Here is a 22,293-nt window from a genome sequence, read left to right on the forward strand (position 1 = left end):
CCGCAATGCCGCCGCAGCTGGCGTGGATGGCGTGCTGGTGGTCGATTACCCGCCGGAGGTATCCGGCGACCTCGCCGCGCAACTCCGGCGCCACCGGATCGACCTGATCTTTCTGCTGGTACCCACCTCCACCGAGCGGCGCATCCGGCAAGTGGCCGAATGTGCCAGCGGCTACGTCTATTGCGTTTCCATCAAGGGCATCACCGGCGCCAGGACGCTGGACGCGGAGCAGGTACGGGAGACGCTGGCACGCATCCAACGCCATGTGCGCATCCAGGTCGGTGTCGGGTTCGGCGTCGGGGACGCCGGTACGGCCCGCGAGATTGCTAGTCTGGCTGATGCCGTTGTGATCGGCTCCTGGCTGATCGAGAGACTGGGCGGCAAGCCGGCGGCCGATGCCCTCGCTGCGGCCCGCGACCTCATCCGCGACGTTCGCCGATAACTGGACATAGATATCCCCGAGCAGGCCCCGATTCCAAATCCAAACATTCCAAACTCAACTAGGACGACCCCTCATGCATGACGCATCCCTGACTCTGGCCGACTTCGATTCCGAACTGGCCGCCGCTCTCCAGAATGAAGAACATCGCCAGGAAGATCATGTCGAGCTGATTGCCTCCGAAAACTACGCCAGCCCGCTGGTAATGCGAATCCAGAACTCGGTGTTCACCAACAAGTACGCCGAGGGCTATCCCGGCAAACGCTACTACAGCGGCTGCGAATACGTGGACGTGGCGGAGCGCCTGGCCATCGAGCGGGTCAAGGAACTGTTCGACTGCGATTACGCCAACGTCCAGCCCCATGCGGGCGCCCAGGCCAACGCGGCGGTGTTCCTGGCACTGACCAATCCAGGCGACACCGTGATGGGCATGAACCTCGCCCAGGGCGGGCACCTGACCCACGGCAATCCATCCAATTTCTCCGGCCGTCACTACAAGATCGTGCCCTACGGCCTTGACCCCGCGACGGGGTTGATCGACTACGACGCGATGGAGTGCATCGCGCTGGAAGCACGGCCGAAGATGTTGATCGGCGGCTTCTCCGCGTATTCACGCCACAAGGACTGGGCGCGCATGCGCGCCATCGCCGACAAGGTGGGGGCGATTTTTTGGGTGGACATGGCACACGTGGCCGGCCTGGTAGCGGCGGGTGAATACCCGAATCCGTTGCCCCATGCCCATGTCGTGACCAGCACCACCCACAAGACCATGCGCGGCCCGCGCGGCGGCATCATCCTCGCCAAGGGGCAGGACGAGGATTTCTACAAGAAGCTCAATTCCGCCGTGTTCCCCGGCATCCAGGGCGGTCCGCTGATGCACGTCATCGCGGCCAAGGCGGTGGCCTTCAAGGAAGCGCTGCGCCCGGAGTTCAAGACCTATCAGCGCCAGGTGGTCACCAATGCCCGCGCAATGGCTGCTGTGCTCCAGCAGCGTGGCTACAAAATCGTGTCCGGAGGCACCGACAACCACCTGATGCTGATCGACCTGTCCGCCAAACCCTACACCGGCAAGGATGCCGATGCGGCACTGGCCGATGCCTACATCACGACGAACAAGAATTCGGTGCCCAACGATCCGCGCTCGCCCTTCGTCACTTCGGGATTGCGGATCGGCACGCCCGCCGTCACCACGCGCGGCTTCGGCGTGGCCGAGTGCGAACAACTGGCGGGCTGGCTATGCGACGTACTGGATGCGCAGGACATTGGTGGCAGTGCGTTGACGACGGTGCGTGCTCGAGTGCGCGAGCACGTGGTAGATCTTTGCCGTCGCCACCCTGTGTACCAATAGACGGATGGCCGTGACATGGAACTCCGACATCTGCGCTACTTTGTAGCTTTGGCCGAGGAGTTGCATTTCAGACGTGCTGCTAAGCGTCTGTATATCGAGCACCCCCCTCTGTCCCGAGCCATCAAGGAGCTTGAGGACGAATTGGGAGTGCTGCTCTTCGACAGAAACCGCCGCGGAACGGTGCTGATCCCAGCGGGTGCCGCCTTTCTGCAAGACGTTCGCAGGTTGTTTACCGTCCTGGAGCAGGCACAGGATAACGTCAAGGCACTTGCGGCGGGGTTGCGTGGAAGCTTACGCATCGCTGTGTCCGACGGCACTGTGGAACCCCGACTGTCGGCCTGGCTGGCCCTTTGTGGCTGGCAGACCGGTCGTCGTAATGCGCAATCGCTCTGCCCCTTGACTGAGGCTCAGATTTACGGCTGCGCTGCGCGCCGGCAGCATCGCAGGTCCGGGGCTCTGGCACGGAACGCATCGCTGCGCTCGCTTAGGGCTATCGCCGATGAGCCCACAGGCCCTATCCCTTGCCCGCTGTTTTCTACCCTCTCCCGCTTGCGGGAGAGGGGGGGAGGGCAGGAGCCCCCACGAAGTGCATCCAGCCAATTCGCTCATACCGGGCTGATCTTCAATAGCGATAGCCATATCGCCAAGCCCAGCAAACCAACCAGGACCCGCGCGCAGCGCAGCCGTAGGCGTTCCTACCAACGAGGCGCGAGAGCAAGGACGGGTTGTGCCAGGTAACGGCAAACAGAGCGATAAGTGGTCCAGCGCGGACAAGTTCCGGGTGGTGCTGGAAACGGCGCCGCTGAGTGAAGCGGAACTGTCCGAATACTGCCGCAGGAAGGGCATGCAGCCAGAACAGATCCGGCAGTGGCGTGCTGCCTGTGAGCAGGCGAATGCTAAGACGCCGCCCATGGCAAATATGGCAAAGCTGCGCGAGGAAGCAACCGCGAAAAAGCGAAATCCGGGACCTGGAGCGTGAGCTGAAGCGCAAGGATGCCGCGCTGGCCGAAACCGCAGCGCTGCTGGTGCTGAGAAAAAAAGCCGAAGCGATCTGGGGAAGGGACGAGGAGGACTGATCAACGTCTCGGATCGCCGCGAAGCCATTGTGTTGATCGATGAAGCGGTAAAGAGCGGCGCGCGCCAGGCTCTCGCGTGCGAGGAATTGGGTCTGAACGAACGCGCCTTGCAGCGCTGGCACCACACGCCTGAGGATGGAAGACCGGGCGCGCAGCGTCCGGTGCCGGCCAACAAGCTCAGCGTGGCCGAGCGTGAGGCCGTGCTGGCCGCGGCCAACGCGCCCGGCTATGAGGGGCTGACGCCGCACCAGATCGTTCCCAAGCTGGCCGACGAAGGTCGCTATCTGGCTTCCGAGTCAACCTTCTACCGCGTGCTCGAGGCCGCCGGCCAGGCGCGCCGGCGCGGGCGCGGTCACGAATCCAAGTCGCGTCCGTTGACCACGCACCGAGCCGACGGATCCAACCAGGTGTGGTGCTGGGATATCACGTGGATGCCCACAACGGTGAAAGGCCGCTTCTTTTACTGGTACATGATGCAGGACATCTTCAGCCGCAAGCTGGTAGTCAATGAGGTGCACGAGAGCAAATCGGCCGACCATGCCAGCGACCTGCTGTCGCTCGGCTGTTTGCGCGAGAGGACCGCCGGCCGGCCGCTGGTGCTGCATTCGGACAACGACGCGCAGGCGCTACCCTTCGGCGACGCCAGCTTCGATGCCGTTGTCAACGGCTTCGGCATGTGCGACCTGTCCGATCCCGATGCCGCGCGGAGCGAAGCCTTCCGCGTGCTTCGGCCCGGCGGGCGCATCGCCTTCACGGTGTTCGATGCGCTGGCGCAAGGTACCGTGCGCGCCGCCACGCTGCGCGCGCAGACGCCGCGGGCGCGCGACGAGATCCGCGCCGTGCTGCGTGGCACTGTCGCCGGGTATATGCGCGGCAGCGGCTTCGAGGCGCCGATGCCGGCGGTGCTGGCCGCCGCGGTGAAGCCCTGAACCGGCGCCCGCCGCAGGTTACCCGCCTGCCTCACCACTGCCGCGCGCCACGTTAGGTCAGCACGCGGCGCCGGCGCGCCATGAAGTCGCGCGGGGTTTGCCCGAGCGCTCGGCGGAACATGGTCGAGAACGCGGCCGCGTGGGCGTAGCCGGTTTCCGTGGCCACATGCGCCAGTGGCCGGCCGCGGCTCATCAGGTCGATCGCATGGGCCAGCCGCAACTGCTGGCGCCAGTTGCCGAAACTGGTCTTCAGCTCCCTTTCGAACAGCCGCGCCAGCGTCCGCTCGCTGGCGCCGGTGCGGGCCGCCCATTCGGACAGCGTCAGGCTAGAGCCGGGATCTTCCATCAGCGCGTGGCACAGCGCCTGCAGTCGCCGGTCCGACGGCAGCGCTAGTCCCAGTGACAGCGTGGGCGCGGCCGCCAGTTCCTCCACCAGCAGGCTCGCGCAAAGCTGGCGGCGGCGCTCGCCCAGCGTGTCGTCATGGGCCAGCGCTTCCATCAGCTCGCGCAGCAGCGGCGACACCTCCAGCACCGCGCAGGAATCGGCCGACAGCGCGCAGGCCTGCGGCGCGATATAGCAGGCATAGAAGCGCACCGTGCCCAGCACCACCACGTTGTGCTCCACGTCGGGCGGGATCCAGACCGCGCGCATTGCCGGCACCAGCCAGGTGGTGCCGCCGGCGGTGATGCGCAAACTGCCGCGGATCGGGAACGACAGCTGGCCCCACGAATGACGATGCGGGTGGATCACCGCGTTCGGCGGCGGGCGGCGCAGGTGGGCGATCACCGGGTCCGCGGCGCTGGGGCGGGCGCGCGGCACCGGCGAATAGACCGGGCGGCGGCGGGCCGGGGCGGCCGGCGAGGCGCCGGGCAAGGCAGGGGTGGGGACGGCGTTGGCTGGCATGAATTCGTAAGAAATTGCCTGATTAGTGTAACTCCGCCAATCGCCCCGGGCCTACGATGCTGACATCGAGCGGCCGCGACCGGAAACGGGACCGGCCAATTGCAGAACAGGCACCGGCCCGCCGAAAGCGCGCGGCATGGGACCGGCGCCGCAGACGAGATGTTCTTCCATGCCTCCATTCGTACGCCGCGCCGCGGCGCGTTTCGGCCTGAGCGGCCCGGATGCCACGCTGGCCGCCGCCGGTGCCCCGGTGCGGGACACCGTTTCCGACCCTGGCCTGCGCCAATCCACCAGGGCCGCCTTCGCCATCGGCGCGTGTATCGCGCTGGTGTCGGGCGCCGGCCATGCCATCGGCGCGCCGCTGGCGCTGGTCTGGGCCGCGGCGCTGGTGTTGTCCACCGTGTGCTGCTGGGCGCTCGACGCCTTGCCCGAGCCCACCGCCACGCTGCTGTTCTTCCTGTCCGCTGTGGTGTTCCAGATTGCCCCGCCCAAGGTGGTGTTCAGCGGCTTTGCCTCGCCCGCGTGGTGGCTGATGTTCGGCGGCGCCGTCACCGGCGTGGCGCTGCGCAACAGCGGGCTGGCGCTGCGGCTGGCCGACGCCATCTTCCAGCGGCGGGTACGTGGGTATACGCAACTGGTCGCGCTGGTGGCGGCCAGCGCCGTGGGCCTCGCGTTCCTGATGCCGTCCACCACCGGCCGCGTGCTGCTGCTGATACCCATCGTGCTGGCGCTGGCAGACCGCGTGGGCCTGGCGCCCGGCTCCAACGGCCGCATCGGCCTGGTGCTGACGGTGGCCGCGGCCAGCTATATGCCGCCGACCACCATCCTGCCCGCCAATATCCCCAACAGCGTGCTGCTGGGCGCGGCCAGTTCGCTGTACGGCATCAACCTCAGCTACGGCGGCTACCTGCTGCTGCACTTCCCGATCCTCGGGCTGCTCAAGACCGTGCTGCTGGTCTGGCTGGTGTGCCGGCTGTTTCCGCATGACGCACCGCTGGCCGCGGCGCCGGCGGCAGCGCGCGCGCCGATGGGCCGGCAGGAGCGGCTGCTGGCGGTCATCCTGGCGATCGCCGTAGTGGGCTTTGCCACCGACGCGCTGCATGGCATCTCGCCGGCCTGGATCGCGCTGGCCGCCAGCATCGTCTGCCTGTTGCCGGGCGTGGGGCTGGTCTCTTCCAGGGCGCTGGCCGAGCAGGTTCACCTGGTGCCGCTGCTCTATGTGGCGGGCTTCCTCGGCCTTGGCGCGGTGGTCGAGTCGACCGGACTGGGCACTGCCGTCAGCCACGCGCTGCTGAACTGGCTGCAGCTGTCGCCGGGGAACACGGTAGCGAACGTCGGCGCGCTTGGCGCCGTGGGTGCCAGCATGGGCCTGATGACCACGCTGCCGAGCCTGCCGGCGGTGTTGTCTCCGCTGGCGCGAGAGTTTGCCAGCGCCACCGGCTTGCCGCTGGAGACGGTGCTGATGCTGCAGGTGCCGGTGTTCTCCACGGTGTTCTTTCCCTACCAATCGCCGCCGATCGTGATCGCGATGCAGCTGGGCGGGGTCGGGCTGCGCCATGGCACGCGGCTGTGCCTGGCATTGGCGGCCATCACGGTGGTGGTGTTGCTGCCGCTCGATTACCTGTGGTGGCGGCTGCTCGGGTACCTGCCCTGAGGATCGCGGCGGTGTTGGACGATGCCGACAGCTATTGGCTGACCGTCGGCCCTGCGCCAACGAATGGTGGTGGGAAAGGCCCGGGAAAGTGCGCGACACCCCGCTGCGGACGGCGTAGTGGTGGTGGCACGGTCATTGCGGAATGGACAGCGAGCGCGGCGCCCATGCTCGTTGTCCCACCCGCCAGCAAAGGCTTCCCCGGAGAACACCGATGAACCCCGAGTCCCCGTGCCAACGCGGGCAGGCCGCCTCGCGCCCGCAAAAGAAACTGCTGTACCGCACCCGCCGCGCCGTCGTGCTGCTGCGCGTGCTGGGGCTGTGCCTGAACAGCTTCGCCTGAGCTCAAGCCGAAGCCTCGCAGCCCGCCGCTCCCGTAGCAGCGGCTGTCACTCCTGAACATAAATTCGCCCCCGGCTACCTCGAAGCCGTGTCCACCGGCTATGACAATGGCGTGGCCTGGCGGGAACCGGAAGGCATCGCGCCGCTGCGCCAGCCGCGGGAGGTGCGAGGGCCGGCTGCGGAAGATGCCACGTCAACGGGCGTGCCCACGACGTTACGTCCTGTGGTCGCCAAGCGCCCGGGGCGTTGAGCATCTGTGCGAACTACGGCCACGATGTCAGCCCAGTGCCGGTGGGCTCCAGTCCTCGAGCCGCAGCCCGGGATATGCGGCGAAGTCGCGCACATTGCGCGTGACGACGGTCAGGTTTTCCGAGATGGCATGCGCGGTCTACCAGGCCAAGGGCAATCAATCGGTCTACGTTGACTTGCCGGAACAGCAGGTCACCGACGGAGTCGTGATCCTGCAGGTCAGCGAGACCAACCCGCGTGGGCCGCGTGCGCGTGGTCGGTGCCGAGTACAACTCGCCGCTGGAGGTGCGCGAGGTGGTGCCGGCGTCGGCGGAAGGGGTTGTGTTCGGCTTCTCGCAGGCGCAGACGGAGCTGACAGCGTTGAACCGCAGTGTCAAGCGCCCGGTGGTGCCGCTGGTGCGGCAGGGCGCGATGCCGGGCACCATGGACGTCGACCTGACGGTCGACGACAGCAGTCCGTGGCGCGCCAGCGTTGGCCTGAACAACGGCTACAGCGCCGAAAGGAGCTGCGCGCGTTTGCCTCGCTGGGCCACGACAACCTCTGGCAGCTGGGTCATAGCGCTTCAGTGAGCTTCTTCGGCGCGCCGCAGGACCTGAACCAGACCCAGGTGTGGTTCGGCTCCCATGTGGCGCCGATCCGCGGCAGCAACTGGAGCGTGGAAGCGTCGGGCTATCTGTCCGACAGCAATGTGGCCACGGTGAACGGCACCAGCGTGCTGGGCAAAGGCCACGCCGTCGGTCTGCGCGCCACCTATACCGTGCCGGACGCCGGGGTCTTGGTGCTCAGGTAAGAACTGACGGTTCGGCAGCCTACCGCTCCTTGAGCAAGCTGGTCTACGACCATCAACGAAATGTGATGCGTGGCGCCGAAGTGCCGGCGCATGTCTCCATGGCCGTCGTGCATCGGGTCGCCTCACTGGTCAAACGCTGGATTCTCGGCTCGCATCACGGCTCGGTTCAGTTCGAGCATTTGGACGCCTACCTGGACGACTGCGTCTTTCGCTTCAATCGACGAACACCTCGACAAGTCAACGTACTGACGCCATAGGCACAAACCGAACACCGTTCCTCTCTTGCACAGAGTCAATCGCATGGAACCCGAGCCTTTCATAGACAGGTACGGCGTGGAGAGATGAGTTGACAGTGAAGCGGCCAGTAGCTCCGTCCAGCTCAGCATCGGCACGCGCGTACTCCCACAGCGCGCGAGCGACGCCCCGGCCTTGCGCCTCGGGCGCAACAAACAAGTGATAGATGTGTTTGCCATCCTTTATCGCGCAAACTGCGACAAGCAAGCCGGACTCCACAGCGACGAAGTACTTGCAAGCGGGGTCGGTGATGAGAGCGGCGATCGCAGCCGGCTCGAAAGTCGCGAGGAAGGGCTGCGCAGCCTCGCCTCTCGGCTCGCCCAGAAAGTAGTGAGCGACCCCTTGAATAAGCTGACTGATCTCGGTGGCTTGGGAGGGGGCGGCCTTCAAAACACTGAACCCTGGCATGTGCAAAGCTGCTCTCGCTTGAGCGGATGGGCGGAAGGTGGTATTGCTGCCTACGACGGCTTTCTAGCATTTTGAGCCAGTGAGCGACAAGCGCAGCGCTTCCTTGCCAATATCGCTATATATGTATATATATCCAGAATTTTTTGAAGCACTGAAGCTAAAAGGATACACCATTGTGGATATACAGTTCTGTGGTATCTGACCAATCAGAAACAATGCGTCAGCGCACTTCAGATCGCCTGGACAATGCTGCATCGGTTCTGGCGAGCCATGGTGCGACCGGACCGCGTACGCTTGAGCGGACGTGTTGAGGTTGACGAAGCCCATCTGGCCGTCGGGGACCGAGAAGTTCATATCTCGGCCGCAAATCGCAGGAACCAGACGAGCACGCCGGCCAGCTCCGCACGCAGTGGAGTGCGGGTCTTGTCAAATATCGTGCCTGCGGTCACCGTCGTTTAGTGGCTGCAACTGGGGAACATTAGGCGAGTGCGACTCGGCCGATAAGGCTCGGCTGCCACGCCGCAATCGGGACAAATGAAATCCTGCGGCCACCGCCATGCCTCCAGGTATGACGGGCAGGCTTCTTGCGTCCCAAACCGGTCCAGAAACTCGTTCCAGTTGCTGGGGTAGTCCTTGCCCATTTCTGGAGGTAGCAGCAACTGCGCCCCTCCACGACGGGCGGCGCGTTTGTGGGGGGAGCGTCAGGCCGCCGGCTTGCTGCGCGACCAGATCAGGTTGCGCGTACTATGTTCTTCCTTGATCAGCCGGGCGTTGATCGTTGCCGGAAATGAAGGATCGACGGTCACGGATAGGTAGGGCCGCTCGGATTGGCTTATTTCCTTCCATGCCGCGCCGGCGGCCTGGATGCGGTAAATCGGGGGCGATGTCGCTAGTCTTGTCGTTGGAGATGAAGCCTTGACGTTGAGCGTCACGGTGCGACCGTTTCGGTGGAGCCCTCGTTCGCCTGCCGTCGCCGGCGGCGTGTCGGGCTTACCCAGTTCCACATGAATCTCTGGATGGGGCGAACCCGTACTACGGTACCGGCGGCGTAATGTCCATGATGGCCCACGTAGCTAAGACCATGCCTGCCGCACACCTTTTAGTTCAAGCCTGTCAGCACGTTTGGCTTGTTCTCGATGACGGTGCCTATGCGGACGTTCACGTTTGTTGGTCGTACCCATCCGTCCCTAGCGCCTCCCACCTTCGTGCTGGCAGGTGCCGCCTCGCCTCGCGGCTCAGCGTTTGGGGTAACCGGCGGATTCATTGTTCCTGGAGTTTCACCCGAGCCGTCACCAGCTCTGAATGTCCAAGTATGGAGCTATGGACAGGGCCAGGTTCAGATGGCGTGGAACCGAATTATCCTGCCGGACACGTCCTTACTTGCGCTGCACGACCTGGCCAGCACGGATCATGCCGGCTATGCCGGTCTGGAGGATGGCACCAATTGGCATTGGCTGACGACCCTGCTTGGTGTCGGCGCCGAGCTGCCCGCGCCGATCGCGTCGTCATTGCCGGGCGCGGAACCTACAGGACAGCGCGAACAAGGCTGGGCGGGAAATTGCCTAGCGCAATCTCAATATCCAACCTACGTTGACGGAGCGGCCTGGACTGCCCGTGCGCATCATCGTCAGCCGCGATCTGGTGCTGCGGCCGTACCAGCGGCAGTCCTTCAATCAGGGGACCTCTCGCGCAAGCTGTGGCTGAGGCCGTCGCCCAAGACCGAGAACAGCAAGCTTACCTTTTCGCGTCCGGCCAGCCTCAAGGCAGACCTCGATCAGTATGCAGTGCTGCATGAATAGACCTATGGCGAGGCAGTTGATGCGATAGCGCTGATCCCGCGCATGCTGGAGACATTCATGACACGGGATAGAGCATTCCGGCGAGATAGCACCGACCACCAGACTTCAGCTCGCGCTGGCATGTCGACTGACAAGAAAGGGTTGCCGCTTAGTCACCCCCCACTTTGACGCGATCTCCAATGTGCGCTGGCCCCGTTCGTCAACGAACAGGCCAGCCGTGCCGGTGGGCGGTGCTCGCCGGTCAGGCTTTGCCCGCGAAGGGACTTCCCTTGCTCCCGGAAGGGTTGCTTAGGGTTACCGACGTGTCGCAGTACCTTGCGTCGCAGCCAGCAAGACCGGTACCCAGTCTTCAAGCCAGGCGAGGGCAGGCTCGTCGGGGAAAGATATCCTGGAAGCATCGATCTCTAGGCGGCTTCCGATTCGAATGGCGCCTTTCGACGCCAGCGCCTCGTCGATCCTGCGGCCTCCCCCGCAGAAGGTTTCTGCATAGGTCCGGTCGCCTAGCGCAATCATGCCGTAACGCACGTGGCACAGGTCGATGGTGGCGGCCAGCAACTGTGCGTAGAAGGTGCGAATGGGATCTGGCACATCGCCCGCGCCGTGGGTGGCGCAACAGACGAGCAGTGCAGAAGTCTGGGCAAGGATGAGGGGGGTGTCCCGCTGGGGGTCGGCGAAGTGGCTGGCCAAGCCGAGCTCCTGTAGCCGCTCCGCGGCGAGGTCGGCGACGAGGGAGGCGTTGCCGGATTGAGAGCCTACAAGGATGAGAACGCCTGCCATGGGTGAGGTTCCGTAATTCACTGAGTCCTTGCAATGTAATACAAAACTGTCTACCTTGTAACATAAATTTGTATTATGTCATCGAGTCGGTCGATTGGAGGAGGCAGATGAAATCAAGCAGCCTTGCTGTACCGTGGCTCGCGTGATGGGCAGTCCCCGCCATGCGTCGGTCGATCTCGGCGTATGCAACGAATGGCACGGGAGTGCCATGTGTGATTTACCTGCTAACGCATTGAGAAAGGAGCGCGTGCCTGTGTTGAAAGAAATCCTGGATGGGGTGGCTATCGTCGAGTTGGGAAATCCGCCGATGAACAGTCTCAACGTTGCATTAAGGCGCCGGCTGATCGAAACGATCAGCCGGATCGACAGCATGCCGGAGGTGTCGGCAATCGTGCTGGTTGGCGCGGGAGAGGTGTTCAGTGCCGGTGCGGATATCAGCGAATTCGATACCGAGCAGGCCTTCTCGGAGCCGTCGATCCATGCCGTGATGGCGGCCGTCGAGGCCAGTGCCAAGCCCGTGATAGCGGGCATTGCAGGGCTGGCCATGGGCGGTGGGCTGGAACTCGCCATGGCCGCGCGCTACCGGGTGGCGATTGCGGGTAGCCGTATCGCTCTGCCGGAGATCAAGCTTGGTCTGATTCCCGGTGCCGGCGGCACGCAACGCCTTCCGCGTGCGATTGGCCTTGAGGCGGCCGCCAGGATGATCTGCAGCGGCGATCCCGTCAGGGCCGATGCGCCGAGCCTGGCCGGCTTGTTCGACCTGGTGGTCGAGCAGAATCTGCTGGAGGCTTGCGTGGGGCTCGCGCACCGGATTGTAGGTGAGGGCATGAAAGCGTCTTTGCTGCGCGACCGCGCCGTACTGGCGCCGGAATCGCCGCTATTCCTGCAGGAACTGGCGCAGCGAGCCGACAGCAAAGGACAGTGGCCGCCTGCCGTGAACGCGTGTATCGCGTGCCTGCGGGCGGCGGCAGCTTTGCCAGTGGACGCTGGCCTTGCGTTCGAACGTGAAGCGTTCATGAAGCTGTTCGACAGTCCGGCTTCCGGCGCCCTCAGGCATGCCTTCCTCGCCGAGCGAACGGCCGCGAAGATAGCCGGCCTGCCGGCGCAGGCCGAAATCCGCCAGCTCCGAGCGGCGGCCGTCGTGGGCGCTGGCACCATGGGCGCGGGTATTGCCATGACGTTTGCCAATGCCGGCATGCCGGTTCGCTTGCTGGAGATGAAGAGCGACGCGCTGGAGCGCGGGTTGGCGGTGATCCGTGCGAACTACGAAGGGTCGGTACGGCGCGGCAAGCTCTCGCAGGCGGATTGCGACAAGCGCCTGGCGCTGATCCAGCCTACGCTGTCTTATGAAGAACTGCGCGATGCCGACGTGGTGGTGGAAGCGGTCTACGAAGACATGGATGCGAAAGCCGCTGTCTTCAGGCAACTGGACATGGTCTGCAAGCCCGGTGCCATTCTTGCCAGCAATACTTCAACGCTGGACCTCGACAAGATCGCCGCGGCAACGGCCAGGCCTGCCGACGTGGTGGGCATGCACTTCTTCGTGCCGGCGAACGTGATGCCCTTGCTGGAGGTGGTCAGGGCGAGGGAGACCTCGCCGGAAGTCCTGGCGACGGTGATGAAGCTTGCCAAGCGTCTGAAGAAGACCGGTGTCGTGTCTGGCGTCTGCGACGGCTTTATTGGCAACCGGATGATCGACCCGTATCTGCGCCAGGCCTATTTTCTACTGGAAGAAGGGGCGCTGCCCGAGCAGGTAGACCGTGCGCTTGAAGCCTGGGGGATGGCAATGGGACCGTTCCGCGCAGGTGACCTGACCGGATTAGACGTGTTGTGGAGCGTACGCAAGCGCCGCTACGTCGAGGCGCCCGACGTGGTGTATTCCGGCTTGCCGGATCGTCTCTGCGAGCTGGGGCGTTTCGGCCAGAAGACCGGGGCTGGCTATTACCGATATGAGCCGGGCGCCCGGGAAGGCAAGCCGGACGACGCTGTCCGCGACCTGATTGAGGGCTATTCCGCGGAGATCGGCAGGCCCCGCAGGCAGATCTCCGACGAGGAGATTGTGTCGCGCTGCATGCTTGCGCTCGTCAATGAAGGCGCGGCGATCCTGGACGAACGCATTGCGCAGCGGGCGTCTGACATCGATGCCGTCTATCTGCTCGGATACGGATTCCCGGCATTCCGAGGCGGCCCCATGTACTACGCGAACACGCTGGGCCTGCGCGAAGTCATCGCATCGATGGAGCGATTTCGGGAACGTGCCGGCTCGGACCCGGCGTTCTGGCGGCCGCACCGCTTGCTGCTCGAACTGGCCGATACCAACGGCATTTTTAACTAAATGAAAGGAGACAGAAAGTATGAAGGATGCAGTGATCGTTTCGACCGCACGCACGGGCTGGGGAAAGGCATGGCGCGGCGCTTTCAATATGACGCACGGCGCGACCATGGGCGGGCACGTGGTCAGGCACGCGGTGGAGCGCGCCGGTCTCGACCCGCAGGAAGTGGAAGACCTGATTCTCGGATGTGGCAACCCGGAGGCGGCAAACGGCCTCAATATCGCACGGCAAAGCGCGCTGCGCGCGGGCTTGCCGGTCACGGCCAGTGGCGTCACGGTCAACCGCTTCTGTTCGTCCGGCTTGCAGGCCATTGCGATGGCCGCGCAGAGCATCGTTACCGATGGCGTGCCGGTGATCGTTGCGGGGGGCGTCGAATCGATCTCCTGTGTGCAGAACCAGTTGAATATGCACATGCTGCACGAAGCGTGGCTCGCAGAGCACAGACCGTCGGCCTATCTCTCCATGCTGCAGACCGCGGAGATCGTGGCGAAGCGATACAACATCTCGCGCCAGCGCCAGGATGAGTATGGCGTCAACAGCCAGATCCGTGCTGCCGCCGCACAGCGGGCTGGCAAGTTTTCCGACGAGATTGTCCCGATGACAACCGTAAAACAGCTGACTAACAAGGAAACCGGAGAAACGGTGGAAGAGACGATCACGATCTCGGCCGACGAGGGCATTCGTCCGGATACCACGTACGCCAGCGTTTCCAACATCAAGCCGGCTTTCGAGGGGGGTGTTGTAGCGGCAGGGAACGCCAGCCAGTTTTCCGATGGCGCTTCAGCGTGCGTGATGATGGACGGCGTGCTGGCACAGAGAAAAGGCCTTGAACCCCTAGGTATCTACCGCGGCTTCGCGGTCGCGGGGTGCGAACCTGACGAAATGGGCATCGGGCCGGTGTTCGCCGTGCCGCGCCTGCTCCAGCGCGCGGGCCTCAAGATGGATGACATCGGCTTGTGGGAGTTGAATGAAGCGTTTGCGGTTCAGGTGCTGTACTGCCAGGATCGCCTTGGTATTCCGGAGGAGCGCCTGAACGTCAATGGCGGCTCGATCGCAATCGGCCACCCCTATGGCGCCACGGGCGCGCGTCAGGTTGGACATGCGTTGATCGAAGGGAAACGGCGTGGCGTGAAGTATGTCGTCGTCACGATGTGCGTCGGCATGGGCATGGGTGCCGCGGGTCTTTTCGAAGTCTGCTGAGCCCGCAAGGCAAGGCGCCGGTTTTAGCACAGGAGACGTGGAGGGCCTCCGTAGGTTGATGAGACGGAATGGCCCCCGCAATCCCAAGAGGAGCCATGAGCCACGGCAACGATGGATTGACGGATTACCGACTCCAACTCTTGGATGCGGTAGGCATTGCGTTGTGGGTGGTCCCATGGCTTCATGAGAGCGGGAATGGAAAAGTAGAAAAAGGAGACATCGCAAATGGAACAGAATGCCTGGAACAGGTTCTATCCAGCCGGCGCCCTGGCGTCCTATCGGGAGGATCCAGGATCGCCGGTAACCTTGTTCACCCGTTCGGCGAGCCGGTATCCCGAGCGGAACTGCCTGAGCTTTGGCAGCCTCACGCTAAGCTATGCGCAAACACTGGATCTGGTGCAGCGCGCAGCGGCAGGCCTGCAAGCGCATGGCCTGCGCAAGGGCGACCGGATCGCCCTGCTCATGCCCAATCATCCGGGTTTTGTGATCGGCTACTACGCCGCGCTTCAGGTAGGAGCGGTAGCCGTAGCGATCAATCCGCTTTATCCCACGCTCATGATCGCGACGCAGCTGCGCAATAGCGGAGCGCGCGTCCTAGTCGTGGCGGATCTTCCCGGCTTGCTCGACACGGCATTGGCGTGTCTGGAGCAGGACGTGGTCGATTCGGTGATCGTTGTCCGCATGGATGCCTCGGATCTGCTGCCTGGTGCCGATACGCCAGCGCCGACCATGGCGCCACGCATGATCTCACTGGCTTCGATTCTGGCAAACGCGGGCCATCCGCAAGCCGTTGCGATTGATCCGCTGGAAGATCTCGCTGCCTTGCAGGCAACGGGAGGCACCACTGGAACGCCCAAGTTCGCGATGCTGACGCACAACAATTTCTGGATCAACACACAGCAGGCCAGGCTGATGATGAGCGGGCTGAGGGAGGGAAGGGAGGTCTTCCTGGTTCCGCTCCCGCTCTTTCATATCACAGGCACGACATTGCTGATGCATCTCGGCCTCGCCGTTGCCGCCGAGCTAGTGCTGATGCCGAAGTTCGATATCGGCGCGGCCATCGCGCTATGCATCGAGCGCGGCGTGACCAATCTCGCGGCCGTCCCGACCATCTATACGGCTTTTCTGGATCATCCCGACGCGGACAAGGTCAACTGGCGCGGGATGACCCAGGTGATGGCGGGCGGTGGTCCGCTTCCGCCAGAAACCGGTGTGCGATTCATGGAGCGCTTCGGTGTGCGTATCCGCCAAGGCTACGGACTGAGCGAATGCAGTCCGGGACTGACGATGATGCCTGACTGCGCAGAGGGCTCAGCGAACTCCATTGGAATTCCGATTCTGGGCACACAGATTCAGATCCGCGATCCTGCCAATTCCGCGCTGGTGCTGCCAGCCGGGGAGGCAGGTGAAATCTGCGCTGCGGGGCCGCAGGTCATGAAGGGCTACTGGAATCGTCCCGAGGAGACGCAGGCAGTCATGACAGCGGACGGCTTCCTGCGCACGGGCGACATCGGCAGGATGGATGCCAATGGATTCATCGAGATTGTCGACCGGTTGAAAGACGTCATCATCGCCAGCGGCTACAAGCTGTTTCCTACCGCGATCGAAGCCGCGGTCTGCGAGCATCCGGCGGTAAGCGAGGTGGCCGTGATCGGCATTCCCGATCCCTATCGCGGCGAAACCGCGAAGGCGTTTTATAGCTTGCGTCCCGGGGCGACGCTGGATGTCGATGAATTGCGTATCTTTCTGACCAACCGCCTGTCGCCGATGGAAATGCCGAAGCTGTTCGAGATGCGGGAGGTCTTGCCGAAGACCGCCGCGGGAAAGATCTCCCGTCTTGCCCTGCGCGAGGAGGAGCGGGAGAGGGCCGGGTAAGCAGGCTGGCCGTCAAATGCAAAGTCAGGCAGGCGGCGACGGCGCGTTGTCGCTTGCTTTCCACATTCAAATTATTGAGCGAAGATTATGGGAGTCAATGCGATGCCAGGCAGCGGCACGGTCATCATGACCACTGATTTGCAGATCAAGGAAAACGGAGAACAAGCAGCCATCGGGATACTCGATGCGCTCGCAGCGAGCAGCCGCGCGGAACAAGGCTGCGTAAGCTACTGCTATTACCGGGCCAAAGGCGACAAGGCGTCCTACTTCCTCCTTGAGAAGTGGGAGGACAAGGCGGCCTTCGCCAGGCATCGCGAATCCGCGCACTTGCGCAGCGGGCTAGATGCTCTGGCCGCGCTCTGGGAGGTGCCACCGGCATTCAAGGCCTGGATCGAAGCCTGAACAGCGGCAGGGTTACAGTTCGAACTTTCTACCGGGCGCACGGAGGCATCGCTTTCGGGCGCCAACCAGCCACGGATCGGCAATCATGGCTTTACCACTATCCGACCGCGACCGCACGCTGCGGCATACGCGCTCGATCAGCATCGAGGTGTTCCGGCGGCAGGATGGCAATTGGGAGATCGATGCCTCCCTCCAGGATGTCAAGACCCACGATGTTCTCGCGCCAAACGGCGTGCATGTGGCAGGAAGGCCGATACATCGCATGACGGTTCGCCTGGTCATGGACGGAGAATTCAACATCCTCGCTGCAGGTGCGGTTTCCGACCGCGTGCCCTACCCGGGAAGCTGTGAATCGGCAGCCGATGTCTACGAACTGCTGACCGGGTTAAACGTGTTCAGGCAGTTCCGCCGCGGGCTCGCCGAGCGGACCGGTGGGATTAATGGCTGCACGCACCTGAACGAACTGGCGGCAATACTGCCGACGGCAGTCATCCAGGGCATGGCGGAGGAGAGTTTTAGTTTCCAGACTGCGGACGTGCGCCCGTTTCCCATTGATCAATGCCATTCCTTGCGTGCGGATGGCGACATCGTGAAGACGTATTTTCCCAAGTGGCATGTTGCCTCCTCAGTCAAATGACAAGGATTGGTTGGCTGGTGCCCTAGCAGGCTGCTGAAGTACCTCGACCCCGAGTCAGCGCATCGACAGGTCGAAACGTTGATCTGAGACCTCGACACGATTCACTCTCCAACATCGCATGCGCGGCGCAGACACCTTCACGGAAAGCTTGTTCACCATGCAGCGGCTGGACGATTTCGTGCCCAAGTCCCATCCACTTCGCCCGATCCGCACCATGGTCAATCAGGCCTTGGCGAAGATGGATCGGCTGTTCGCGGGGATGTATGAGGCCGACATCAAGGGCGGCCGCCCGAGCATCGCGCCGGAGAAGCTGCTGAGAGCGATGTTGCTGCAGGTGCTCTACAGCATCCGGTCCGAGCGTCAACTGATGGAGCAGACGCAGTACAACCTGCTGTTTCGCTGGTTCATCGGGTTGTCGATGGACGACGCAGTGTGGGTGCCCACGGTCTTCACCAAGAACCGGGCGCGCCTGATCCAGCACGATGCGGTGATTGAATTCTTCAACGAGGTGCTGGCCCTTGCACAGAAGAAGAACTGGCTGTCGGGCGAGCACTTCAGCGTGGACGGCACGCTGATTCAGGCGTGGGCAGGCCACAAGAGCTTTGTTCGCAAGGATTGCAGCGACGGCGACGACGATAGTGGCGACTTCAGGGGGCACAAGCGTAGCAACGAGACGCATGAGTCCACGAGCGATCCCGATGCGAAGCTCTATCGCAAAGGCAAGACTGGCAGCGAGCTGCGCTACATGGGCCATACCCTGAGCGACAACCGCCACGGCCTGGTAGTCAGCGCCCTGGTGAGCACCGCCGATGGACACGCCGAGCGCGAGGCTGCGAAGGTCATGCTCAACGACGCCCGGCAGGCAACGGTCGACCCGGACACCGAAATCACAGTGGGTGCAGACAAGGGCTACGACGCGCAGGAGTTCATTCAGGCGTGCCTGGAGATGAAAGTGACGCCGCATGTCGCGCAAAACACCTCGGGTCGGCGCTCGGCCGTTCCTGATGCCATTGCCCGTAGCGAGGGCTATGCCATCTCGCAGCGAAAGCGCAAGCTGATCGAGCAAGGCTTTGGCTGGGTCAAGACGGTCGGGCGCATGCGCCAGGTGATGGTGCGCGGACTGAAGCGAGTCGACCAGATGTTCGTGCTGAGCATGGTCGCCTACAACCTCGTGCGCATGCGTTCGCTGGGAAAAATCCGTCCGCAGTTGCAGTAAGCGGGAAAAGAAAGCCGGAAATGGGCGCCCAATAGCCGAAAAACTCGATTCTGGGGCGCGTAGCTTCCGGATTGTGAAATCAAGCAGTGCTCACCTGTACAGGCGGAAAGCATACCGTGTGTGCGGCGAGTACTAGAGGATCAAATCCGGAGCCGGCACGCTTGCCGGATGGCGGTAATGGCGACGCGGATGGCTACACCGAGCACGCGCGCAAGCGATTCGGGTAGCCATCCTTGCCGTCAGAATTGGTGCTTGATGCCGGCGTAGAACATGCGCACCCGTGCGTCGGCGTCCTGCAAGGGCAATGGCGAGGAGCCGTTGAGCCCGCCCAGCCAGAAGTTGTAACGGCCATTGCTCTGGTTGCGCAGCTCAATCGCTGACACGTCCAGCCAGCTGCGCCTGCTCAGGCTGTATTGATAGCTGACCGACAACATGCGTGCGCCGGTATCGGCCAATGTGCCGGCGTTCTGGTGCACCGGCAGGGCCTGTCCGTAGGTCAGGGAGAACAGATGCGGACCGGTCGCGTAGCTTAGCGGAACGGAGAAGGCAATGCGATCCTGCCTGCTGCCGGTCGCTCTGTCGTCGACGCGGTTGCGATCCACCACGGCCCCGAGGCGCAAGCCGTTGTATGTGTAGCTAATGGCGAACTTGTCGGCGGTCTGGTCGAGCGATCCTACCGTTTGCAAGGGCAGGATGCCCTGGCTGTTTCGCTGCATATGGTAGAAGCCAAGACTCAACGGGCCTTTGGTGTAGCTGGGGCTGAGGTACCAGGTATGATTGCGGCCCGCGCCGGGCTGCTCGGCATCAAAAGAGTACGATGCCATCACCGCGAAGCCGCCGAAAGCCGGCGTTTCGTAGCGTATGGTGTTGTTGAGGTAATTACCCGCGAAGTTGGCGCCATTGATGGAGCCGATCACATTCAGTGAGTTGGCGGCGCTGGGCGCTGCGTCGAATGCGCCGTGTGTGTCGGTAATGAACCAGTGATGGCTGAAGTACACGGTCTGCCGGCCCAACTGCAGACGCCCGAACGTTGCGCTATCCACGCCAACATAGAAGGCCCGGCCCGCGCCCTGCGCGCCGCTGTCGGCGGAGAAGTCCCATTCGAGATGGTAGAGTGCTTTCGTGCCGTTGCCGAGATCTTCCTTTCCATCGAGAAAGAAGAAGCTGGTCTGGTTGCTTTCCCGGAATACGCGCGACGCCGTTCCGCCGGGATTTATTGCCCCGCTTACCGACGTGGCATCCAGACCCAGTTTGATCTGACCGCCTAGCAGGACATTCTGGGCGCAGGCAAGCGCAGGGGTGCACAGCGTGGCTGATGCGCAGATTCGTGCCAGGGTTCTCATGTTCTCCTCCGTCATTTATATGATTGATCTTCTGGTCAAGCTTGCAAGACTTGGAGCAACGCGCGCACTCCCTTGATAGGAAGGGTTTCGCCATGTGCCTGTCCTGATCCCTCGCCTGATCGGCGCGAGCGTTGGGGGGCGCCCCGAAGCCAGTCCGGTGCGGCGGCTGACCGGCTATTCCCTTGTTGAGAGCGGGCGTGTCTGCGTAGCGATCGCTTCGCAGTGGACACATGGCATGACAAGCGCCGGCGGACCGCCGCGGGCGCTGCCCGGTAGAGCAGGCCCGCGCGTGCCGAGTTGCGCCCGGTTATGACGCCAGCGCAATCGCGCCGGCGAGATACAGCGAAAAGGCGAGCGAAATGCCTAGCAGCGGCGTACGGAACCAGTAGCGCTTCGCGACGACGACATACGCCGCTAGGGCGGATGCGCCGACAAGCTGGAGAAACAAGGATGCCGTCAGTAGCCCAGGAGCAGCTTGCGCCAGGTACAAGTAGAAGAGCCCGAACAGGATCGCGCCGAAGCTATGGCTGGCGTTGAAGCCGATCCATGCCTTCCACATAGTTGTCTGGCCGGAAATGACCGGAGAGGAAGCCTGCATCAGAACGGCTGTGTTCTGGTCTTTGGGGTGGAATTTGCGTGAGGCGAAGGTGTATGCCAGGTGCACGGCGCCGAGCGCCAACATGATCGATGCACTGACCGAGATCAGGATTTCTCCCAAGATGTCTCCTTTCAATGGATGGCTGGATTACTGCCGGATCTGGTGCCGCGCCAGGGGGCTTCGGCTGCGGAGCACCATCAGCGCGTGGCGCGCTAGGCAGTGCGGACGCGCTGTTGAAAAGCGCGGAATCTTTCCTGTGCTTCCGCGCTTTTCATCAGGCGTTGGAATTCCTTTGCTTCGGCGGCGAGGGCGGCCTTGACAGCTGGCGCGGCATGGCTTCTCAATAGCTTCTTCGTGGTCATGACGGCTTGCAGCGGGAGCGACGCCAGCGTGGCGGCCAATGCCTTCGCGGCCCTGGGCAAGGCGTCTTCGTCCACCACCTTGTAAACCAGACCGGCTTCGGCCAGCTGCGTGGCGGACATGCTCTCCCCCAGAAGAAAGCTCGCGATCGCGCGCTGATGCCCCAGCAATGCCGGCAGCAAATAGCTGGAGGCGGCTTCGGGGCAAAGGCCAAGCTGGACAAAGGGCACGCTTGCTTGTATCGAGGGCGCGGCCAGCACAAGGTCGCAATGCAGCAGGAAGGTCATGCCAACGCCAATCACATGTCCCTGCGCCGCGGCCAGCAATGGCTTCGGAAATGTGCTGATGGCTTCCAGGAAGGCAAACGCGGGGGAGGTGGACAGGTCGTCCGGCGCGTCGATAAAGTCGGCGAGGTCGTTGCCGACAGAGAATGAGGCGCCGGCGCCTGTCACCAGCACCGCGGCGATCTCCGCGCTGTCTGCCGCGTGCTTCAGATGCTCCGCAATAGCGATGTACATCTGCCTTGTCATCGCATTCTTCTTTTCCGGGCGATTCAAGGTGATATGCATGACGTGGTCCGATACCGCGACCGCGATGTGAGATGTTTCGACTGCCATGATTGCTGGCTCACCTTTGATTTCTGACCGCTGGGACGCGTATCCCTTCGGTTCGTTTCAGGAGGAAATACCTTCTCAGGTCTGCTCTGCCATTTCTCCGCGTTGCCATGTATCTGGGAGGCGCGGATGGCGATCAAACCGGCGCAAAGCGTGTGCAAGGCGCGCAGGGTCAGTATAATACAAACAATGTATTTTAAACAACATAGTTGTATTACATGGAGACGGTATGAACCACCCCGCCTGGAATGAACACGGACGCCGGCAACAACTGGCGCGCTTCGGCTACCGCGCCGATGCGCAGACGCAGGTGCCACTCGTCTTCGACGCCGAATGGAGCCGCCTGCAGGCGGACTTCCCTTGCGCGCCCGGCTGCCACGTTCCCACCTATGCGGCGCTCGACACCGCTGCCGCTCAACTCGCCAGGCAGTACATGCGCGACCGCATCCAGCTCGACCGCCTGCTCAACCAGTGCGACGCGATCCATGCCGACATCGTTGCCCTGGGGCCGCACCCGGACATCATCGAACGCTACGCCAGCGCGCGCGACGCTTTCGAGGACGCGGTCGAGCGCTTCGGCGCGCTGCGCGGCCAGCTGCAGCTGGCTCTGGCCGCGGCGGCCAACGCCAGTGACACGCTTGCCGCCTGCGCGGCGGCCGATATAATCGGTGCACCCAAGGAGAATTCGTGATGGCGAAGGCGGCAACG

Annotated in this window: 22 protein-coding genes and 7 pseudogenes; 21 read left to right on the top strand and 8 right to left on the bottom strand. The window is 63.2% G+C overall.

The genetic code is table 11. The features are described 5' to 3' along the window. Positions 1-16: 16 nt before the first annotated feature. The 6 genes and pseudogenes from trpA to AC1Q6V_RS25285 form a co-directional block, all read left to right on the top strand. A pseudogene (gene trpA / locus AC1Q6V_RS25260) lies at positions 17-442 on the top strand (tryptophan synthase subunit alpha); the annotation flags it as partial. A gap of 73 nt (positions 443-515) precedes the next feature. Continuing rightward, on the top strand, positions 516-1,787 hold the full coding sequence (glyA, locus tag AC1Q6V_RS25265) for a serine hydroxymethyltransferase (protein WP_454749729.1): 1,272 nt from the start codon (positions 516-518) through the stop codon (positions 1,785-1,787). Between the two features lie 15 nt (positions 1,788-1,802). Next, positions 1,803-2,141, top strand: a pseudogene (locus tag AC1Q6V_RS25270) (LysR family transcriptional regulator); the annotation flags it as partial. A 430-nt stretch (positions 2,142-2,571) separates the two neighbouring features. Beyond that, positions 2,572-2,766, top strand: a complete 195-nt coding sequence (locus AC1Q6V_RS25275; protein ID WP_492344499.1) for a transposase — start codon at positions 2,572-2,574, stop codon at positions 2,764-2,766. Further along, positions 2,681-2,863, top strand: a complete 183-nt coding sequence (locus tag AC1Q6V_RS25280; protein ID WP_454749736.1) for a hypothetical protein — start codon at positions 2,681-2,683, stop codon at positions 2,861-2,863. Before AC1Q6V_RS25275 ends, AC1Q6V_RS25280 begins: the two co-directional genes overlap by 86 nt. Positions 2,864-2,892: 29 nt before the next feature. Next, the gene (locus AC1Q6V_RS25285) at positions 2,893-3,792 is read left to right on the top strand and encodes a methyltransferase domain-containing protein (RefSeq protein ID WP_439669855.1); all 900 of its coding nucleotides are present in this window, start codon (positions 2,893-2,895) and stop codon (positions 3,790-3,792) included. Positions 3,793-3,844: 52 nt separating this feature from the next. Here the strand turns inward: AC1Q6V_RS25285 and AC1Q6V_RS25290 are convergent, their stop codons facing one another. Continuing rightward, positions 3,845-4,696: an AraC family transcriptional regulator gene (locus AC1Q6V_RS25290; protein WP_439669856.1), complete on the bottom strand. Its 852-nt coding sequence runs from the start codon at positions 4,694-4,696 to the stop codon at positions 3,845-3,847. Between the two features lie 169 nt (positions 4,697-4,865). On the opposite strand from AC1Q6V_RS25290, the gene AC1Q6V_RS25295 reads away from it, so the two are divergent. The 5 genes and pseudogenes from AC1Q6V_RS25295 to AC1Q6V_RS25315 form a co-directional block, all read left to right on the top strand. Next, complete coding sequence (locus AC1Q6V_RS25295) at positions 4,866-6,350, top strand: SLC13 family permease (protein ID WP_439669857.1); 1,485 nt, start codon at positions 4,866-4,868, stop codon at positions 6,348-6,350. Positions 6,351-6,561: 211 nt separating this feature from the next. Then, on the top strand, positions 6,562-6,690 hold the full coding sequence (locus tag AC1Q6V_RS25300) for a hypothetical protein (RefSeq protein ID WP_439669858.1): 129 nt from the start codon (positions 6,562-6,564) through the stop codon (positions 6,688-6,690). A gap of 485 nt (positions 6,691-7,175) precedes the next feature. Continuing rightward, entirely contained in the window at positions 7,176-7,508 is a 333-nt protein-coding gene (locus AC1Q6V_RS25305; protein ID WP_454749728.1) for a hypothetical protein, read from the top strand. Continuing rightward, positions 7,505-7,729, top strand: a complete 225-nt coding sequence (locus tag AC1Q6V_RS25310) for a hypothetical protein (RefSeq protein ID WP_439670035.1) — start codon at positions 7,505-7,507, stop codon at positions 7,727-7,729. The genes AC1Q6V_RS25305 and AC1Q6V_RS25310 overlap by 4 nt, the downstream gene beginning before the upstream one ends. After that, positions 7,717-7,956: pseudogene (locus tag AC1Q6V_RS25315) on the top strand (transposase); the annotation flags it as partial. The gene AC1Q6V_RS25310 and the pseudogene AC1Q6V_RS25315, both read left to right, overlap by 13 nt. Before the next feature lie 10 nt (positions 7,957-7,966). Here the strand turns inward: AC1Q6V_RS25315 and AC1Q6V_RS25320 are convergent. Then, positions 7,967-8,431 carry a GNAT family N-acetyltransferase gene (locus AC1Q6V_RS25320; RefSeq protein WP_492316406.1) on the bottom strand — a complete coding sequence of 155 codons (465 nt, stop codon included), beginning with the start codon at positions 8,429-8,431 and terminating at the stop codon, positions 7,967-7,969. A gap of 192 nt (positions 8,432-8,623) precedes the next feature. Between AC1Q6V_RS25320 and AC1Q6V_RS25325 the strand changes: the two are divergent. Then, positions 8,624-8,818, top strand: a pseudogene (locus tag AC1Q6V_RS25325) (IS1595 family transposase); the annotation flags it as partial. Here the strand turns inward: AC1Q6V_RS25325 and AC1Q6V_RS25330 are convergent. Together AC1Q6V_RS25330 and AC1Q6V_RS25335 are read right to left on the bottom strand one after the other, a co-directional pair. Next, positions 8,803-9,072: pseudogene (locus AC1Q6V_RS25330) on the bottom strand (transposase family protein); the annotation flags it as partial. The pseudogenes AC1Q6V_RS25325 and AC1Q6V_RS25330 sit on opposite strands and share 16 nt — an antisense overlap. A 60-nt stretch (positions 9,073-9,132) precedes the next feature. Next, entirely contained in the window at positions 9,133-9,435 is a 303-nt protein-coding gene (locus AC1Q6V_RS25335; RefSeq protein WP_439669860.1) for a DUF736 family protein, read from the bottom strand. Positions 9,436-9,681: 246 nt separating this feature from the next. On the opposite strand from AC1Q6V_RS25335, the pseudogene AC1Q6V_RS25340 reads away from it, so the two are divergent. Beyond that, a pseudogene (locus AC1Q6V_RS25340) lies at positions 9,682-10,135 on the top strand (TraB/TrbI/VirB10 family type IV secretion system protein); the annotation flags it as partial. Then, positions 10,126-10,398 (top strand): annotated as a pseudogene (locus tag AC1Q6V_RS25345) (DUF2274 domain-containing protein). The pseudogenes AC1Q6V_RS25340 and AC1Q6V_RS25345, both read left to right, overlap by 10 nt. A gap of 126 nt (positions 10,399-10,524) precedes the next feature. Here the strand turns inward: AC1Q6V_RS25345 and AC1Q6V_RS25350 are convergent. After that, complete coding sequence (locus tag AC1Q6V_RS25350; RefSeq protein WP_439669861.1) at positions 10,525-11,007, bottom strand: flavodoxin domain-containing protein; 483 nt, start codon at positions 11,005-11,007, stop codon at positions 10,525-10,527. A gap of 247 nt (positions 11,008-11,254) precedes the next feature. Between AC1Q6V_RS25350 and AC1Q6V_RS25355 the strand changes: the two genes are divergently transcribed. The 6 genes from AC1Q6V_RS25355 to AC1Q6V_RS25380 all read left to right on the top strand — a co-directional run bounded on the left by AC1Q6V_RS25355 (position 11,255) and on the right by AC1Q6V_RS25380 (position 18,670). After that, a complete protein-coding gene (locus AC1Q6V_RS25355) occupies positions 11,255-13,342 on the top strand; it encodes a 3-hydroxyacyl-CoA dehydrogenase NAD-binding domain-containing protein (RefSeq protein ID WP_454749734.1) in 2,088 nt (695 codons plus the stop codon). Between the two features lie 19 nt (positions 13,343-13,361). Continuing rightward, complete coding sequence (locus AC1Q6V_RS25360; protein WP_439669862.1) at positions 13,362-14,540, top strand: acetyl-CoA C-acyltransferase; 1,179 nt, start codon at positions 13,362-13,364, stop codon at positions 14,538-14,540. 225 nt (positions 14,541-14,765) lie between these two features. Further along, the gene (locus AC1Q6V_RS25365; RefSeq protein WP_439669863.1) at positions 14,766-16,415 is read left to right on the top strand and encodes an AMP-binding protein; all 1,650 of its coding nucleotides are present in this window, start codon (positions 14,766-14,768) and stop codon (positions 16,413-16,415) included. A gap of 126 nt (positions 16,416-16,541) precedes the next feature. Continuing rightward, the gene (locus AC1Q6V_RS25370) at positions 16,542-16,817 is read left to right on the top strand and encodes a putative quinol monooxygenase (RefSeq protein WP_439669864.1); all 276 of its coding nucleotides are present in this window, start codon (positions 16,542-16,544) and stop codon (positions 16,815-16,817) included. Between the two features lie 85 nt (positions 16,818-16,902). Next, on the top strand, positions 16,903-17,454 hold the full coding sequence (locus tag AC1Q6V_RS25375; protein WP_439669865.1) for a DUF2889 domain-containing protein: 552 nt from the start codon (positions 16,903-16,905) through the stop codon (positions 17,452-17,454). 118 nt (positions 17,455-17,572) lie between these two features. Next, positions 17,573-18,670 (top strand): IS5 family transposase, encoded by a 1,098-nt coding sequence (locus tag AC1Q6V_RS25380; RefSeq protein ID WP_492316405.1) that lies wholly within the window; start codon positions 17,573-17,575, stop codon positions 18,668-18,670. A gap of 239 nt (positions 18,671-18,909) precedes the next feature. Here AC1Q6V_RS25380 and AC1Q6V_RS25385 read toward each other — a convergent pair whose 3' ends face one another. The 3 genes from AC1Q6V_RS25385 to AC1Q6V_RS25395 all read right to left on the bottom strand — a co-directional run bounded on the left by AC1Q6V_RS25385 (position 18,910) and on the right by AC1Q6V_RS25395 (position 21,588). Next, positions 18,910-20,013 carry a porin gene (locus AC1Q6V_RS25385; protein ID WP_454750770.1) on the bottom strand — a complete coding sequence of 368 codons (1,104 nt, stop codon included), beginning with the start codon at positions 20,011-20,013 and terminating at the stop codon, positions 18,910-18,912. A 307-nt stretch (positions 20,014-20,320) separates the two neighbouring features. After that, complete coding sequence (locus tag AC1Q6V_RS25390) at positions 20,321-20,731, bottom strand: LIC_13387 family protein (protein ID WP_439669868.1); 411 nt, start codon at positions 20,729-20,731, stop codon at positions 20,321-20,323. Between the two features lie 92 nt (positions 20,732-20,823). Then, entirely contained in the window at positions 20,824-21,588 is a 765-nt protein-coding gene (locus tag AC1Q6V_RS25395) for an enoyl-CoA hydratase-related protein (protein WP_454750769.1), read from the bottom strand. A 226-nt stretch (positions 21,589-21,814) separates the two neighbouring features. Between AC1Q6V_RS25395 and AC1Q6V_RS25400 the strand changes: the two genes are divergently transcribed. Beyond that, positions 21,815-22,276, top strand: coding sequence for a hypothetical protein (locus AC1Q6V_RS25400; protein WP_454750768.1), 462 nt, complete (start codon positions 21,815-21,817; stop codon positions 22,274-22,276). The last annotated feature ends 17 nt before the right edge of the window (positions 22,277-22,293 follow it).

This window comes from Cupriavidus sp. GW823-FHT07B10, assembly GCF_058794355.1.